General features: G+C 55.4%; 19 protein-coding genes. All 19 read right to left on the reverse strand.

The features are described from left to right. Nucleotides 1–12: 12 nt before the first annotated feature. Nucleotides 13–765, reverse strand: coding sequence for a DUF6674 family protein (locus tag H8S34_RS10560; RefSeq protein WP_186963957.1), 753 nt, complete (start codon nucleotides 763–765; stop codon nucleotides 13–15). 26 nt (nucleotides 766–791) lie between these two features. Further along, nucleotides 792–1,196: a DUF6075 family protein gene (locus H8S34_RS10565; protein ID WP_186963958.1), complete on the reverse strand. Its 405-nt coding sequence runs from the start codon at nucleotides 1,194–1,196 to the stop codon at nucleotides 792–794. Next, nucleotides 1,193–3,550 carry a VirB4-like conjugal transfer ATPase, CD1110 family gene (locus H8S34_RS10570; RefSeq protein ID WP_186963959.1) on the reverse strand — a complete coding sequence of 786 codons (2,358 nt, stop codon included), beginning with the start codon at nucleotides 3,548–3,550 and terminating at the stop codon, nucleotides 1,193–1,195. The genes H8S34_RS10565 and H8S34_RS10570 overlap by 4 nt, the downstream gene beginning before the upstream one ends. Continuing rightward, nucleotides 3,543–3,956: a PrgI family protein gene (locus H8S34_RS10575; RefSeq protein WP_186963960.1), complete on the reverse strand. Its 414-nt coding sequence runs from the start codon at nucleotides 3,954–3,956 to the stop codon at nucleotides 3,543–3,545. Before H8S34_RS10575 ends, H8S34_RS10570 begins: the two co-directional genes overlap by 8 nt. 14 nt (nucleotides 3,957–3,970) lie before the next feature. Continuing rightward, a complete protein-coding gene (locus tag H8S34_RS10580) occupies nucleotides 3,971–4,510 on the reverse strand; it encodes a hypothetical protein (protein WP_186963961.1) in 540 nt (179 codons plus the stop codon). Between the two features lie 15 nt (nucleotides 4,511–4,525). Next, a complete protein-coding gene (locus H8S34_RS10585) occupies nucleotides 4,526–5,362 on the reverse strand; it encodes a VirB6/TrbL-like conjugal transfer protein, CD1112 family (RefSeq protein WP_154259052.1) in 837 nt (278 codons plus the stop codon). Between the two features lie 73 nt (nucleotides 5,363–5,435). Continuing rightward, a complete protein-coding gene (locus H8S34_RS10590) occupies nucleotides 5,436–5,684 on the reverse strand; it encodes a glutamyl-tRNA amidotransferase (protein WP_436277851.1) in 249 nt (82 codons plus the stop codon). 88 nt (nucleotides 5,685–5,772) lie between these two features. Next, nucleotides 5,773–7,593, reverse strand: a complete 1,821-nt coding sequence (locus H8S34_RS10595) for a VirD4-like conjugal transfer protein, CD1115 family (RefSeq protein WP_186963962.1) — start codon at nucleotides 7,591–7,593, stop codon at nucleotides 5,773–5,775. Continuing rightward, complete coding sequence (locus tag H8S34_RS10600; protein WP_015535516.1) at nucleotides 7,580–7,777, reverse strand: hypothetical protein; 198 nt, start codon at nucleotides 7,775–7,777, stop codon at nucleotides 7,580–7,582. Before H8S34_RS10600 ends, H8S34_RS10595 begins: the two co-directional genes overlap by 14 nt. 15 nt (nucleotides 7,778–7,792) lie before the next feature. Then, complete coding sequence (locus H8S34_RS10605) at nucleotides 7,793–8,716, reverse strand: hypothetical protein (protein WP_186963963.1); 924 nt, start codon at nucleotides 8,714–8,716, stop codon at nucleotides 7,793–7,795. 6 nt (nucleotides 8,717–8,722) lie between these two features. Further along, nucleotides 8,723–9,535: a PcfB family protein gene (locus tag H8S34_RS10610; protein ID WP_186963964.1), complete on the reverse strand. Its 813-nt coding sequence runs from the start codon at nucleotides 9,533–9,535 to the stop codon at nucleotides 8,723–8,725. Between the two features lie 6 nt (nucleotides 9,536–9,541). Continuing rightward, complete coding sequence (locus tag H8S34_RS10615) at nucleotides 9,542–10,978, reverse strand: relaxase/mobilization nuclease domain-containing protein (protein ID WP_186963965.1); 1,437 nt, start codon at nucleotides 10,976–10,978, stop codon at nucleotides 9,542–9,544. Between the two features lies 1 nt (nucleotide 10,979). Next, the gene (locus H8S34_RS10620; RefSeq protein WP_186963966.1) at nucleotides 10,980–11,345 is read right to left on the reverse strand and encodes a plasmid mobilization protein; all 366 of its coding nucleotides are present in this window, start codon (nucleotides 11,343–11,345) and stop codon (nucleotides 10,980–10,982) included. Continuing rightward, a complete protein-coding gene (locus H8S34_RS10625; protein ID WP_015535520.1) occupies nucleotides 11,342–11,455 on the reverse strand; it encodes a DUF3789 domain-containing protein in 114 nt (37 codons plus the stop codon). The genes H8S34_RS10620 and H8S34_RS10625 overlap by 4 nt, the downstream gene beginning before the upstream one ends. Nucleotides 11,456–11,596: 141 nt before the next feature. Next, complete coding sequence (locus tag H8S34_RS10630) at nucleotides 11,597–11,788, reverse strand: DpnD/PcfM family protein (RefSeq protein ID WP_177310577.1); 192 nt, start codon at nucleotides 11,786–11,788, stop codon at nucleotides 11,597–11,599. A gap of 79 nt (nucleotides 11,789–11,867) precedes the next feature. Further along, complete coding sequence (locus tag H8S34_RS10635; RefSeq protein WP_177310578.1) at nucleotides 11,868–13,262, reverse strand: helix-turn-helix domain-containing protein; 1,395 nt, start codon at nucleotides 13,260–13,262, stop codon at nucleotides 11,868–11,870. Between the two features lie 83 nt (nucleotides 13,263–13,345). Further along, the gene (locus tag H8S34_RS10640) at nucleotides 13,346–14,317 is read right to left on the reverse strand and encodes a DUF3991 and TOPRIM domain-containing protein (RefSeq protein WP_186963967.1); all 972 of its coding nucleotides are present in this window, start codon (nucleotides 14,315–14,317) and stop codon (nucleotides 13,346–13,348) included. A 334-nt stretch (nucleotides 14,318–14,651) separates the two neighbouring features. Continuing rightward, entirely contained in the window at nucleotides 14,652–14,984 is a 333-nt protein-coding gene (locus tag H8S34_RS10645; protein ID WP_186963968.1) for a DUF6664 family protein, read from the reverse strand. 69 nt (nucleotides 14,985–15,053) lie between these two features. After that, a complete protein-coding gene (locus H8S34_RS10650) occupies nucleotides 15,054–15,389 on the reverse strand; it encodes a DUF3848 domain-containing protein (protein ID WP_186963969.1) in 336 nt (111 codons plus the stop codon). Nucleotides 15,390–15,391: the final 2 nt, after the last annotated feature.

The following is a 15,391-nucleotide window of genomic DNA, read 5'->3' on the forward strand; positions in this document are numbered from 1 at the left end:
ACCCTCCTGTACTTATCGCGCCTGTTCTTTACTGGCCGCTTGGCGGCGCTGCCCGGTCTGGGCCGATTTCAGCCCCTGCAGCTCGGTTTTCACGGATGAGCGCCCTCCATTGATTCGCTCCACCGTGAGCGCCGTGTCACGATCCATCTCAGAAAATGCCTTGCCGCAGTACAGCACAAAGCTCCGCAGCTTGGCAAGTACACCCTTATCCGCAGATAATTCCTTGCTTTCCTGGGATTCCTTCCCCGCAAGGGCAAGCCCGGCGTTTTTGATGTGGCCGCCCGCCTGGTGCAATTCTTCCCGCATGGCGTCCAGTCTCACAGCGAGCTGCCCCATGCTTTTTTCCGCATGGGCAAAGCCCCTTCCCATCCGGGAAAGAACTGAAGGGATGTGCAGGGCCTGGGCCGCACGGCACAGGGCAGAGCGCCCTTTTTCCCGGAAGGTCTGCACCATCTGCTTTGCAGATGAAATGAGATTTTCCTTTGCCGTGGAAACCATAGATTTGACCTGGTGGATTTTTCCCTCTGTCGTCCCCAAAAGCTGGGAGCACCGTGCGCGGATTCCCTTGTCGTGGAGCTTGCCCACCTCCAGGCGCATTTCCTTCATTTCGTCCATCATCTGGGACAGCTTTTCTTCCATGCCGTCGATATAGCCCACCAGGGCCTGTACTTCTTCCTTTTGTTTTTGAAGCCCGCTCTGTTCCAGAACGGAAATCAGGTCTATGATCTGCGGATGGTCCCGCAGCGCAAGAGCCGGTTCAGCCATGGTTCATTCCTCCATTCTCAAAATTATCATCGCGCCGGTTCCGCCTGCTTTCTGACAGGGGGCAGCTCCCGGCAGTATTCCGGGTAACGGATTTTCACGCCTTCCATAAAGTAGGGGGCGAACTCGCAGCAGAACAAATCCTCCGGGGAATAGGCGTTGCTGTGTTCCGGGTCGGTATAGCCGTTCCAGAGATTAAAAGCAAGGCGGCACACCCGGACGGTGCCGCTGGTCTGCCAGCCGCCGTGCATACCATCCGGCTCGATACAGTCCTGCTTGAAGTCAAACATCCGGCGGATGTTTGCCCGCGTTTCCGGGGCAATCCCCATCACATAGAAAAAGGCCCGGTGGTAACAGTCGTTCCGCCGCGCCTCGCTCATCATATCCAAAAAGAAATCCCGGTGTTCCGGGGACGCAAAGCGAAGATTGCTCATGCCGGCACCTCCTCGCCGCCGAATACGCCTTCACCGGGCTTGGTGGTCATCAGGGCATAGAGCTTGGTGTCACGGGGGAACCGGTTGATGAACGGCACCAGGGCGCTGCCATACCGGATGAGGCCGCAGCCTGCGTCCGCATTGGTGACATAGCTCATCTGCTCGTTGGAGATATTGAGGAGCTTCGCCAGCTTTGCCCGGTCGGACGCCGCTTGGTTCAGCATGACGATGAACTCCGAGTTGGAGAGCATGGTGCTGGCCTGGACGGAATCCAAAAGGTACTCCACATTCTGGGTGATAGCAGTCGGGTAGGCCCCACGTTTTCTGAACTGCCGCCATGCGCTGTTAAAGAAAATGCCGCTTTGCTCATTCTCAAACATCACATGGAACTCGTCGATGAACACATGGGTGCGCTTGCCCCGTTTCCAGTTGAGGGTGACGCGGTTCAGGATCGTATCGGTGATGACCAGGGAACCGGCAGGCTTTAGCTGCTCGCCCAGGCCGTGGATGTCGAACACCACATAGGGCTTGTTCAAATCCACCGTGCTTTCCCGGCCAAAAATGTCCAGGGAGCCGGTGGTGTACAGCTCCAGGGAAAGGGCGATCTCCTTGGCCTTATCCTCCGGCTGCTCCAGCAGTTTTTGGCGCAGGTCGCAGAGGGTAGCCACCCTCCCGGCATTCTCCGCCTCCGGGTACACCAGGGCGGTGCAGCGGTCGATGATGGATTTATGCTGCGGCCCCACGCCGCGCTTGTCGATCTGCTCGATGAGGGACATGACAAACTGGCTCTTTTCCACGATGGGGTTTTGCTCACCGTAGCCCTCCACCATATACATGGCATTGAGGCGGTCCTTGCCGCCTGCCACCAGATGGGCCACCGTCGCTTTCTCCCGGCCCAGGGCTTTGACGAGTGCGCCAAATTCTCCCTCCGGGTCACAGATCAGGATGTCGTCATTTGCGTAATCCGGGTGGAGCATGAGGAACGCGATCAGCTCCTTGGCGCTGAAGGACTTGCCCGCGCCGGGGACGCCCAGCAGGAAGGCCGACTGGTTCAAAAGGTTCGCTTTGTTACACATGATGAGATTGTGGGAAATGGCGTTCTCTCCAAAGTAAATGCCGCCCTTATCCTGGATCTCCTGTACCTTGAAGGGGATGAATACCGCCAAACTCTCGGTGGTGAGGGTGCGGAAGGCGTTAATTTTCCGCACCCCGATGGGCAGGGCGGTGTTCAGGCCATCAAGCTGCTGGAACTTGAGCACCGCAAGCTGGCACATGTGCTTTCGCGCCACGGAAAGCACCGCTTCGGTATCGCTGTCAAGCTGCTCCTTGGTGTCGGCGGTGATGGCCAGGGTCATCACCGCGAACATCATCCTCTGGTCGCGGGTGGTGAGGTCATCCAAAAACTCCTTGCTCTCTTTGCGCTGCAATTCCATATCGTAAGGGACCACAGCAGAGAAGTTGTTGTTGGCGTTCTGGCGGCGCTGCCAGTTGGTGATGTTGGTTTCCACACCCAGCAGGCGGTTTTCCACCTCCCGCACGGCCTCATCCGTGGGAACCGGCACAATGTCGATGGAGAACATCAGATTGCGGTTAAAATCCGTCAGCTCCGTCACCATGTTATCCTTAATATAAGAGGCATAGTCTTTGAGGAACAGCACCCGGCAGAATTTGCCGCCCAGCTTCAGATAGTCGCTGTTTTTCTCGATTCCGTCCGGGCAGATATAGTCCTTGAAGCTGTGGCCCCGCTTCATCATCTCACGGGCATTGAACACAAACTCGGATTCCTCGCCCTGGCGGTAGAAGTCGTGCAGGATACGCAGGCGCTCGGTGGCGTCCAGCTCCACGCACTTGGAGCCAAGGGCCGCAAAGTGAGAAATCAGGTCGGCTCCCACACGAGAAAAATAGGCGCGGGCCTCCTCAACGTCCTTCTTCACCACGGAGATGGTGATATACTTTTCCTGCATAATGCCGTTGGCTCCGGTGGCTTTATCCAGCAGCATTTGGTTATATTCCCCCCGGTACTCATCCCGGAAATCCCCCTGCATGGGCATGAGGATGGACGTTTCAAAGCTGGCCTGATTCATACGGCGGTTATTGATGGTGATTTTCGTCACCGCGCCGGAATCCAGGGAATTGAGCAGCTCCGAATAGGTGAGGAACATGGATTCCTTGTCCTCGCGGCTGGCCACCAGATAGTTGATGTCGCTGAATTTATAGGTTTTGGAGAACTTGTTCCCCACAAGGAAGATGCCGTCCGGCCAGATACGGCGGACGGGGATCACATCCTGCACCTTCCGGGGGACGGTATAACGCTCCTTTTCCTGTTTGGACATAGTTTTGATGGTCTTAATCATGCTTGGCCTCCTTCCGTTTGCTAAAGTGTTTCGGCTCCTTCCGGCGCTTCTTGCCGGGCCGCCCGGTTTGCAGCTCCTCGATGGTATCTTTCAGAGCCGCATAGTAGTAGTTGCTGTCCTCGAACCTAAATTCTTTCGGCTCCAGCATTTCCGAGCGCAGCCACGCCCAGATGAATTGTTCCGCCGTCATGCCATGGTAGGTGATGAACCCCAGCATGGCAAAGGGGGCCGCCCCCAAAATGCACATCCAGGACAGGGTTTCCACCCCGAAGTAGGGGCGCAGGATAAAATAAAGGCCCACGGCCACGCCGCAGGCGAGAACAGAAAAGATGAACTGCCGCATACTCAAACCGAAAAACATGGATTCGGTGTAGTTGCGGATTTCCCGGTTGATCTTGACTTCCAAAATATCACCTCCCGTTATCGTTCAGGTTCCTGAGATGTTTTTCCCCGGCTCTCTTTTGCTGCCTGACGGTCATAGAGCGTCATCACATCCATACCGTCATAGCCCGTTTCACGGGCCAATCGCTCTTTCGTAATGCCATGCTGCTTGCAGTAGTGAAGATATTTCTGCATACCTTGTACGCACGCGATCCCACTGGTGCCGTGGTACTCAGCAATCTCGCACCATACACCTGTATGGGCATCCGGTGTCATCGCAATCAAATCGAATCCACCCTCCAGGTATTGAAACAGATCGTAGTCAAAGTTGAAATCCCAATCATTTAGCAACGATTCATACATCGGTTTCTCCATCGGGTGGAAAAGCAAAACGGCTTGATCATTGACTGCATAGGCAAGCACTCTTTCTGGTTTGTTTATACTGCCTTCAACCAAAAGATAGCTCATTTTATAATTTTCTTCATCCGGCATCCCCATCTCACAATTACGTTGATAGATTGCCGTTTGTTTTAATGCGCTCTCGGCAAATCTCATCAACTGTTCTTTGCTCGTACTCACTCTGAAATTCCTCCTTTACAGGCCCATCATCTCGCGCACCACGCGGTCGGCCATTTTCACCGCGCCCACGAGGACGAGCATATTAAAGACCAGCTCCCCGATATAGCTCCACACCTGCGTGACTGCCGCCGCATTGGGGTCAATGGCAGGCGGGGCCGCCGCGAACAGGGAAAAGATGATACAGGCCAGCACAATGATGGCCCCTTCCAAACACACGGCGGCATAGCTCTTGATAAAGCTCTTGCCCACGTTTTGGGTCGGTTCCCCGGCGAAGGTGGAGAGAGGCACCGGCGCGATGGCCGTATATAAATAGAGCTTAAAAAACCGCCCGTAAACGGTCATTATCATAATGAAGCTGAGGACTGTAATGAACAGCCCGCCGATGAGCGTGACCGCCCAGAGGGGGATACTCTCGAAAAAGCCGCAGCTTTCCACCGCGTCAATGATTTCCTGTGGCAACACAGTCTGTTGGGCCGAACCGAAGCCCGCCGCGTTCATTATGGTCGAAACGAGGCCCTGGACAATATTAAAGAGGGCCATCATCAGCTCCAGCCCATAGGTCACGACGCCCTTGGCAATGGCGAACCGGATAAACAGTTTCAGCGCGTGCTCCGGTTTCTTTACCTCGGCAAAGCTGCCGCAGGTGCGCATAACGCCCACCACAAAGAACAGCACCAAAAGCGCAAGACCGATGGCCCGCACCGCGTCGTGGATGTTGACAATGACGCCCCAGATGGAGCCGCCCTTAAACTGTTCCGGGCTTTGGGTAATGAGCTGCCAGATCTCAGACAGGTACTTGTTCCAGGTATCGAGGGCGTTTTGCAAATTTTGTACAACCCAGTTATCGGACATTCAACAACCTCCTTTCCGGCAACGGTAAGGGGCAGGCCGCCATGGATCTGCCCCCGTACTGCCGTTATTCAAATCAGCCGGTAATCAGGGTCAGAATCTCCTTCGCAAACGTAATCACAACGCCGCCGGCCAGGGTAAGAAAACCGTTGGCCCGCTGGCTGGGGTCGTGGGATTTGAGAGACAAACCGATCTGTACCACGCCGAAGCCCAGCAGGATCATACCTACGGCGCGGATCAGGCCGAAGATGAAATCACTGAGGTTGTTGATAACCGTCAACGGGTCGCTGGCGGCAAAGGCCGTAGTGGTGCAGCAGCACAGCATGAGCACCAGGGCCGCATAAACGGCAAAGGCGCTCCGGCCCTTTCTGCCCATGGGCAGGCTGCGGGTTTCTTTCTTCTTGTTTTCCTTCTTAATCCATTTCATTTTGGGTGTCCTCCTTGAATTGAAAGATATTCTCCATGTCCTCATCGGACAGAAGCTCGTAAAGGGTTTCCGGTTCCCGGATATTGGCAAGGTCGCCGGGGGTGAGGCGGCCAATGACCATATCCGCCACAGCGTTTTCGGTGCCGCCGTGGGAATAGACGGGCGCGCCGCCATCGGTGGTGTACTTGATGTTGGGGTGTTTCAAAAGGTCGTACTTTTCATCCATCAGCGGCGCTTCGCCACGGATAAAGAGCAGGGCCAGATTGTTGTCCAGCATACGGACCTCATCGGGCGTCATCAGCTCCCGGCCTGTGATCTGGTTATTGGTGGAGTAGCTGCCGGAATGCCCGGTGCTCTTGCCGTAGGTGTCCAGCCAGAGGGTGCTTTTCCCCAGATAATTTTCGGAGATCAGCTTGTGGGTGGACGTTTCGTTGCCGCCCAGATACAGAAATTCATCGCAGTTGCCGATGATGGATTCCCATTGCTTTTCAAACAGCGCCTTGAGCTGGGCAATGTTCTGGATGATGATAGAAACGCTGATATTCCGGGAGCGCATGGTGGCCAGCAGCTTGTCGAAGTCATCGGGCAGCGAAACATTGGCAAACTCGTCCATGAGAAAATGCACCGGTACGGGAAGGCTCCCGCCGTGTATCCGGTCAGCAGAATAAAAAAGTTCCTGGAAAGTGCTGGCATACAACAGGCTTACCAAAAAATTGAAGCTGGCGTCGTTGTCCGGGATGAGGGCAAAGAGTGCCACTTTTTTCTCGCCCAGGCTGGAAAGGTCCAGTTCATCCGTGGCGGTGAGGGCCGCCACCGAGGAAAGATTGAATTTTTCCAGGCGGGACGCCAAGGTGATTTGAATGGATTTCAGCGTTTTGGCCGAGCCGGAACGGTAATCCTTGTAATACTTCACGGCGATGTGGTCCGGGGAGCGCATTTCCAGCCGGTCAAACAGCTCGTCCAGGGGGGATTGGTAGGAATCATCGTCCTCCCGCACTTCACCGGCTCGGAGCATCTCCATAATCATGGGGAAATTCTTCTCGTCCTCCGGCGCTTCGTACCACAGATAAAACACCAGCGCCATGAGGAGCATACTGGCCGCCGTGTCCCAGAAGGGGTCGTTAGACTGGCTCCCTTTCGGGGTGGTGGCTTTGAACAGGTTCGTCACCATCTTCTGCACATCGTTGTCGGATTTCAGATAGGCAAAGGGATTGTAGCAGTGGCTTTTCTCCATGTTCAGAAGGTCTACCACCTTGATCTCATAGCCCATCCGTTCCAGCAGACCGCCGCAGTCACGAAGCAGCTCCCCCTTACAGTCCAAAATAAAAAGGGACGTATTGCATTGGCAGATGTTCACTTTGGCATAGAACCGGCTCTTGCCCGCGCCGCTGCCGCCCACCACCAAAGTGTTGAGGTTGCGGCGGTGTTTCCGGCCATCCAGCCCCATGCGGACATGCTGGGTGAAAATGCGGTTTTTGAACAGGTCCCTGTCCCGGTATTTCTTATTCACGGCCCGCGGATCGCCCCATTTGGCGGAACCGTGTTCTTCGCCTCTGCGGTAATTGCGCCGGGATGAAAGATAAATGCCAATGCCCAGCCCATAGGCGGCAATAAAAATGAGGACAGTTTTTACACTGTCCTCGCACCACACGATTTTGAATGGATGGTTCATTGCCGCAGGCAGGGCGTTTACGATCTCCGAAAGCCCCCCGGAAATGGCAGGCGCAATCAGCAGGGCGAACCAGATCACCGGAACCAGCCCCAGGGCATAGAGCCAGGGGCCGCCCGCCTTGTTATCTGGCTTCATCCCGGCGCTTCGCTTTCTTGTCTTTTTGGGCTGGGGCGTCAATGGTTTTCAGCAGAACGTCCTCCACCGGGCCGGGGTCGCGCTGTTCCTCCAGCATATCGTTCCGCAGCTCATTGAGAGCGCGGATCATAATGCCGTGCTCGTAGCTGTCCAGGGTGAGAACGACTTTTTCCTGTTTTTCCATGGGTCTACTCCTCCTTTACCGTTCCTGTTCCTTCTGCTTGCTGTCGCGGGTGAGGCCCATGGCCCTGGCCATACGGCCATTCAAGGATTTGAAGGCGTCCCGCATATCAGTGAGGGCCGCAGGAATATCCTCCCTTGGAACCTGCCCCTGAAACACGCCGTCCAGCTTGGAAATCTCATACTCTTTGGCGTCCACGCCATACCGCTTGCAGAGCATATAGCTGACCGCATAGGCTTTGTAGCCGTCCGTTTCCCTGGAATAGCCGTCCATGCTTTGGGCAAGCTGCACGTTGGCAACCTCCAGCGAAACACAGCGGAAGATGTCCGGCGCGTCCATGCCCTTTTTCACCAGGATGGCGTTCTGCTCTGCGGAAAACATGGCACCACGGCCCTGGGGCAGCTCCTCCACAGCCCGGATAGGCACCGGGGAACTGGCGATCAGGCCCTTCAAGAGCAGGCGGTCATCGTAGCTCACCTGGGGCCGCGCCTGATCCCGCGCCGTGGTCTGGGAAATATCATAGACTTCCTTGGCGTAAAAGTTCTGGCCCACGCTGCCATCCTCACGGCGGTATGCCTTGCCCGGCTCCAGGATGATAATGGGCAAACGCTTCTCATCCTCCAAAATCTCGATCCCCTGGGAATGCCACTCCTTGTAGCCGCCCACACGCACCGCGTCGGGGCATTGTTCCCCAATCAGCAGCGCATTGCGGGCAGAGTGGAAGGGAAACCGGCTCTGCACATCCAGATATGCCTCCATACTGCCCGCACCCTCAGAGAACTCTCCAAAAATCTTATCCAAGGTGGCATAGGCTTCTTTTCGCTGCTTTTCCTCTTTTACCTGCCACCACTGGCGCTTAGGGCGCTCTTTCCGGCTTTCCTGTTTCTGCGGCGCGGCCTCCGCCTGGGGCTGCTGTTCAAACAGATCATCAAAGTTATTCATCACAGATTACCTCTCTTTCGATTTGGGTTTCTTTTTGGGTTTGGGCGGCTGGCGCCGTGTGGTTTTCTGAGCCGCCTTCTTCTGGGGCGCAGCCGGCTCCTCGGCCCTGGCAGCCTCCGCCTCCTTCTTCCGCTGGGCCTGGATGTCCCGCAGCTCCTGCCGGACGGAAGGCTTTTCGGCCCCATCAGAAGTACCCCTTGCGGACTTGCTGCTGTTCTCGGAGATAGGCGCGGACGGATGGGATTTTTCCGCCGCTGGTGTAAAAGAATCGGTTTTCTCCGCTGCCGGGTGCTCTGGCTGGGCCTTCTCCTTCTGGACGGGCTTCTCCATCAGCTCATCCAAAAGCTGGTCGTCCTCGCTTTTTTCCGGCATGGCCTGCTCCGGCGCGGCGGGTTCGCTGCCGCGCTGTTCACGGGATTTCTCAATATCCTCCTTGATCGAAGCCGTGTCCACTACCGTGAGCTTGAACTTCTCCACGATCCGGTTGGCTCTGGCGGCGTCATCCTCGAACACCAGAATGTCGATGGTATCGTCGCCTTTCTTCACCGGGATAGGCGCATAGAGAATCCCGTACCCCTTGGCTTGCTTGGCAAACTCCGGGCAATCCTCCTTCTTGATGGTGTAAACCTTTAAGGGGCGCTTCTCCCGCAGCATAGCCTCAATGCGGGCTTTGCCCTTGGTCTTTTTCTGGTCTTTCAAAACCGTGTAAAGGGCGGCGGCCAGATTTTTAGCGGCAGAACCGGTGATTTTGAGGGCAAATTCAGCACCCTCCAGGCTCATCCGTACCACTTGCTCCGCCGCGTCGCCTGAGTTATACATCGAAAATCATCTCCTTCCTGGGGGAGCCGCCCGGCCCTGCTCCGGCTCCTGGCGGGCTTTCTCATCCCTGCCGGAGACTTCCTCACGGGCGGCCTGTATCTTATCCTTGATGGAAATGGAGCGCAGGGCAATATCCCCGCACAGCTTCACCTCCCGGCGCAGCTCCTTGATCTGTGCAGATAGTTTGGAGATCTCAGCCCGGATATGCTCCTGCCTGGCAGGGTCGACCAGCACTGCCTTGGTGCGAAGTTTCCGGTACAGGCTTTTCCGCTGTTCCGTCAGGCCGGCAAGCTGAGATTCCACATCGGACCGATAGGCGTTAAGCTGCTCCAGGGTGTCAATGCGGTGGCGGGAGAGAAGGCGGGCTTCGTCGGTAAGCTCCTGCGCCCGGATCAAATCTTCCCGCAGTGTATGAGGCACCCGCCTGGGCGGGCGGTTCTGCTTTTGGGGGAATACCCCCAGCAGATAGCAGTAGTGGAAGTAGAGGGCGCGGAACCCCGTCACCTTTTTAGCCTGTTTCAAATCCCCGTGGAGCCTGCACCGAAACGGCTCCGGCCTGTGTTCCCGCTGGGGGCGGCGCTGGGCTAAAATCCGCCTGCGGATGCTCTCCATCGAGTAGTCCTCGCCAAAGTTACGCATGAGCTTGCGTCCACGGGGGTAATTCGGCGGGCGGACCGTAATATCCTTGCCCACCTTGACGTCGTAGCCCATCTGCCGCAGATGATAAAAAAACTGCCGTTCCGTCATAGACTGGCGGATGGCAGTATCCACATCGGCTTTGATGAGGGAGAGATAGGTGGGGCGGCCTTCCTGCTCGGCCCGCCATTCCCCGTAGTGCTTGGATTTTTCCCGCTGGGGGTTCTCAATGACAGAAAGCCCATACTCCCGGCACAGCCGGTCGGATTCCCGCTGCATATCGAAATAATCCTGCTCGGTACGATGGTACTTGATGCCGTCCACGAAGGAAACCGTGTTTACTACAAAATGATTGTGCAGATGATTTTCCCTGTCCAGATGGGTAGCCACCAGCACCTGGTATTTTCCACCCCACAGCTTTTTTGCCAGGGCAAGGCCGATCTCATGGGCCAGCTCCGGCGTGGCCTCGCCGGGGGCAAAGCTCTGATAGCCGTGGTAGGCCACAGTCCCGTCCTCCTTTCCAAACCGCTTTTTCACCGCTATCATCTCATCGCGGGCAGTAGAGGGGCTGCAATTCACCCCAGAAACAAACTGCCGCATAACTGTTTCGCCTTCGCTTTCCACCGCCTTGCCTGTTTTTTGCTGCTGGACAGCATACTCGATCACATCGGATAGGCCCTGGGCCTCCTTGCCATCCATATCCTGTTTTTCAAAAAAATCAGGATTTTCGGTCTTGTCTGGATTCTCGATATAGATGAGGACCTTGCCCAGCCAGCCGTTCACCCGCCAGATGGACGTAGTAGCCACGTCACACCGCGCTCCGCTTGCCGCTTTGTTGGCGCTCTTTCTCCATTGGCTTGGGCAGGATCACCGCTTTGGTGATGTCCCGGACAAGCTGGTCAAACTTCCGCATTTCCTCATCGTAGCGGCGCTCATCAATGACGCCCAGCACATGGGCTTTTTGGGCGATCTGGTTGAGGTTGCCGCCGATCCGGTGAAGCTCCCGCATAAAGTCGTAGTAGGCGGGAGGCGGCGCGTCCTGTGGAACCAGGCCGTTCACCAGATGGCGCAGGTACGCCTCACGGGAAAGGCCGCTGCGCTTTACTTTTTTGTTGAAGGCTTCTGCCTCTTTTTTGTCCAGCCAAAACTGTACGTGTACGTTGCGTTTTCTCATTCTTCCGAATCCTCCTTTCTGCCTATACGGTTGATTTGAAGCAGGCACATAATCAGCACGCCGACCACACCGCCCAGCAGAAATCCAATGGCGAAAAACAATCCTTCCATGAAAACCTCCATCCTTTCAAAAGGGGTATTAGGGGGCGTTCCCCCTAACAAGCGGCCTTTGTGGTATCACAAAGGCGATGCTTGCTGGTACAGCTACATTCCATTCCCCTGCGGGGAATCTGGGACAGTCGAAAAAAGAACTCATCGCTCGCCCCGGTCACGGGAATACCGCTTGGCATGGAACTCCACGCCGGTAAAATGGCTGGCGTCCAGAACGACTTCGCCGCGTTTCCATTGGTCCCTGGCAAACTGCTCGGCCTCCTCCCGGCTGTTTGCCGCCACCTTTATTTTCACCTCCAGCGTTTCCCGGATGGTAACATCATAATGGTTCATCGCTCACGCTCCTCTCTAAAAATGGGCAGCAAAAAAGAGCGTCCATTTTCAGAACGCTCTCCAAAAAAGATATTCGTTTTTACCGCGCCTTCTCCTGTTTCAGATGACGGGTGGGGATTGCCAGCAGCTTACGCACCCGGCTCTCCAAATGCTTCTCAATGGCCTGCAAATGTTCTTCCGGCAGGCCCAGGCTTTCGTGGCGCTTGAACCGGAACCCGATCATGCGGCGAAGCTGCTCTTTCTGCTTTGGCCCCATGACCTCTGCACACACTTCCTCATAGGAGATGTTGTAGGGGTTAGAACGGGTTTTTGCATACTCGTCCAGATTCGCATAATCTTCCTTACCGGCATAGCAGAACAGGGACAGCCCGTTGTCAAAAATGGGGGCGGGCGCAATAATGTTGCCGCTGTGGTTATCCCGCAGGACGCCAAAGTTTCCAAAGTGGCGGTCCTCATTGTAAATCAGGGCGTCAAACACCAGCATACTGCGGATTTGCTCGGAAAACTCCGGCCCCAGCTTGTCGTAGTAGGCAAGGCAGGCGGCAATGCCCCCGGTTCGGACAATGCGCCCGATGGGGATATAGGCTGTGTCGATGTTGGTAAACAGGGCGCACTTAGAGGCGGTAATGCCTTTCCAATTCTCCAGGTCATAATGCACGGCGTTCAGACGCATGGTTTCCGCAATCTGCGAAGCATAATACTCGCAGTACGGCTCCCGGCCCGTATTGGACGCGCCGGTCGTGCCGCCCTTATAGAGATAAATCCCATCGTGGTCCACATAGCGCCACGCCTTGGGCAGCATACCGCCTGTGGTCAGCTCCGGGGATGTGGTAAACGCCTGCCGGCTCCCGCCTGCGCCGGTATAGGCCACCAGCGCCAGTATCTCGGAAAAGCGGTTTTCGTAAAGATTGTATTGGAAGAATTTCCCCTCAAATCCTTCCGGCACCACCCAATAGCTGTCGTTCAGCGACAGCCCCTTGCACACGTCGATGATTCCCTTCGTGTCGTTATGGCCGAGGCCAAGGGTTTTCAGAATCTCGTCCACAAAGGCGCGGTTTTTAGGGATAACCCGCCGCTCCAGCCAATGGATGACGCCCTCGCCGGTGCGCTCCATATCCAAAGGCAGCAAATGGGCCTGCTCCTCGTTGGTGTATAAGATTTCAGCCACAAGGCCGGACAAGCCCTGCTTTTCCATAGAAAAGCGCATTAGCTCCGTATCATAAATGCGGAGACTGTAAACATGACTCATAGGCTCCTCCTTGTCGTTCAGTTCCAGTGAAACATCCTTCCCCAGCGCCGAGGCGATTTTTAAGATCATATCAAGCGTGGGGTTCTGTGTCCCACTTTCCAGGCGGTTAATGCCGGAACGCTGGATTCCCAGCCGCCTTGCCAGTTCTGCCTGGGAAATGCCCTGCTCCAGACGGGCCTCCACAAGCTGGGATATGATTTTCTGCCGTTTGCGCAGTTCATCCATACTCTCACCTCACTGCTTTAATGTTAACATATATGATAACAATTTGCAAGAGGGAGAATCTGTCGAAGCTGCAAAACCGGCACTCACCGCTCCGGCTCTTTGCCGTGGCTACCCCGAATGGGAATCCCCAGCCGGTGGCACAGAAAATCATTCACATCCTTTCCACGGGGCGGCGGTTTGTTCTCCACCCGGTAGCCCTCCGGCATGACAGCCATGATTGCCTTGGCCGCCAGCCGGCCAGCCGTGTCATTGTCCAAATGGAGATAGACGGTTTTCACATGGGGGTGGTCATCCAAAAATCGGGTGAGGGCCACCGGCAGCTTGCTTTCCTCCATCTTTTTCTTCGGCTGGTACACCCCGGCCAGGGACAGCAGATTGTGCCGCCGCCAGTCGATCCCGTCCAGCTTGCAGAGAGTGGCATAGGACATCACATCAATGGCGCACTCGCACAGATGGACTGCCGGATTTTCCACGCAAGCGGGCAGGGCGAAGGAAAAGTGCTTATCACTGCCGCTTAAATCCCCGTGGAACCGGGCTTCACTGATTCCCCGCAGGCAGCCGAACCGCGCCTTGCCATCCTTGTCGAAGCCCACAAAAACCACGTTGCTGTGGCCCTTGTTCCGGCTCTCATAAATCCGCCCGGTCTGAACGCAGTAGTCCAAAATCTCCTGGTCAATGCCCCGGCCTTTGAGATAGGCCATCATCGCCCGATTATCCGGGGCGGCCTGGGGCAGAAGCAGGTGCTTGGGCTTTTCCTCCTTCGGCGCTGGCACAAAGGAAGGCGGCGGGATGGCAGCCCTTCCGGAGATAGTTTCCATGGCCTCCAAAAAGGAATAGCCGTTGACCTTGATGAGATAGTCCAGCGCACTGTAACCGCCAATCCCGCGGGAAAACCAGCACCATTTGCCGTTGGAAATCCGCAGGCTGTCATGGGTCTTGGTACAGTAGACGTTGCCGGACACATGGACCAGCTCCTGGGGTTCGCAGGTTTGCAGGTAGGTGAGCAGGTCCACCTGCCTTGCCCGTTCGATGGCTTCTGAATCGTAAAAAGGCATAAAAAATATAGCCCCCTTCACATAGCCATAGATTAGCCGCCCCATGTGGGGTAGCTGACTATGTAAAAGGGGCTGTACTCTTTTCAGATATGGAAAAAGCCGACTGGATTGCTCCAATCGACTTTCTGCATATACTTTTGCGATTTATATGCAGATATGAATGGGGAATGTGCAGTTTTGGGCGGCAGCTTTAAGCCATAGCCAAAAACTCCAAGAATTTCAATAGTTTTTACTCCTAATCCGTAAAAACTTGTTTTGTTCAAGACCTTTTTGGGGGTGCGAATGAATTTGGATATGTAAAAGCGGCATGGATTTTTCCATGCCGCCCAAAAAACTATTCAGTTTTGAAAGCGCCGATTTTCTTCAGATAGGCAAATCCGTCTGCATGGCCCCGGAAGTAGATGTGTTCCCGTTCCATATTATCGGCCCGCATATACAGCCGGATAAATTCTTTCAAGGCTTCATGCTCCTCAGCGGTAAAAGAAAGTTCTCCCTTGCCCTCCAGCAGAGCGCCAATCACAGGATTTTGGCGTTTCAGTTCTTCCATCTGGGCCTTCAACTCGGTATATTCCGGGCTGGCAGCCGCCAAATCCATCACGATGTCGCTGTCGATTTCAGAAAACTGCTCGGAAATGCGCTCCGGGAGCAGGCAGTAGCTATCGTCCATCTATCATCACCCCTTGTTACGATTTTTATTATACTATACCTGCCCCGCAGCGCAATGGCAAATGTGCGATCATCTTTCCTTCTGCGCTTTGGCTTTCTGTTTGGCTTCGGCGGCCCTGGCCTGTTCCTGGACGGTATCCCATACCGTATCCATATAAGAGGTTTCCTGGTTCTCCCACCGCTCAAAAATCTGCTTCAAGGGCTTGCCGGATTTCAGCAGTGCCCTGGCCTGCCCGTCCTCCAAATCACGGGTTTCCAAGGTCATCAGAATGTCCTCCCGCACCGTGTACTCATAGGCGTGGTTCAAAATCTCAGCCGGCGGCTGGGAAAGCAGCCAGTCCCGGAACTGCTCCTGTTCCGCAAACATTTTCTCATAGAGCCTGGTATTCAATTCTTCGTTGGTCATCG

It is taken from the genome of Pseudoflavonifractor hominis (assembly GCF_014288125.1).
In the GTDB taxonomy this organism is placed as follows: domain Bacteria; phylum Bacillota; class Clostridia; order Oscillospirales; family Oscillospiraceae; genus Pseudoflavonifractor_A; species Pseudoflavonifractor_A gallinarum.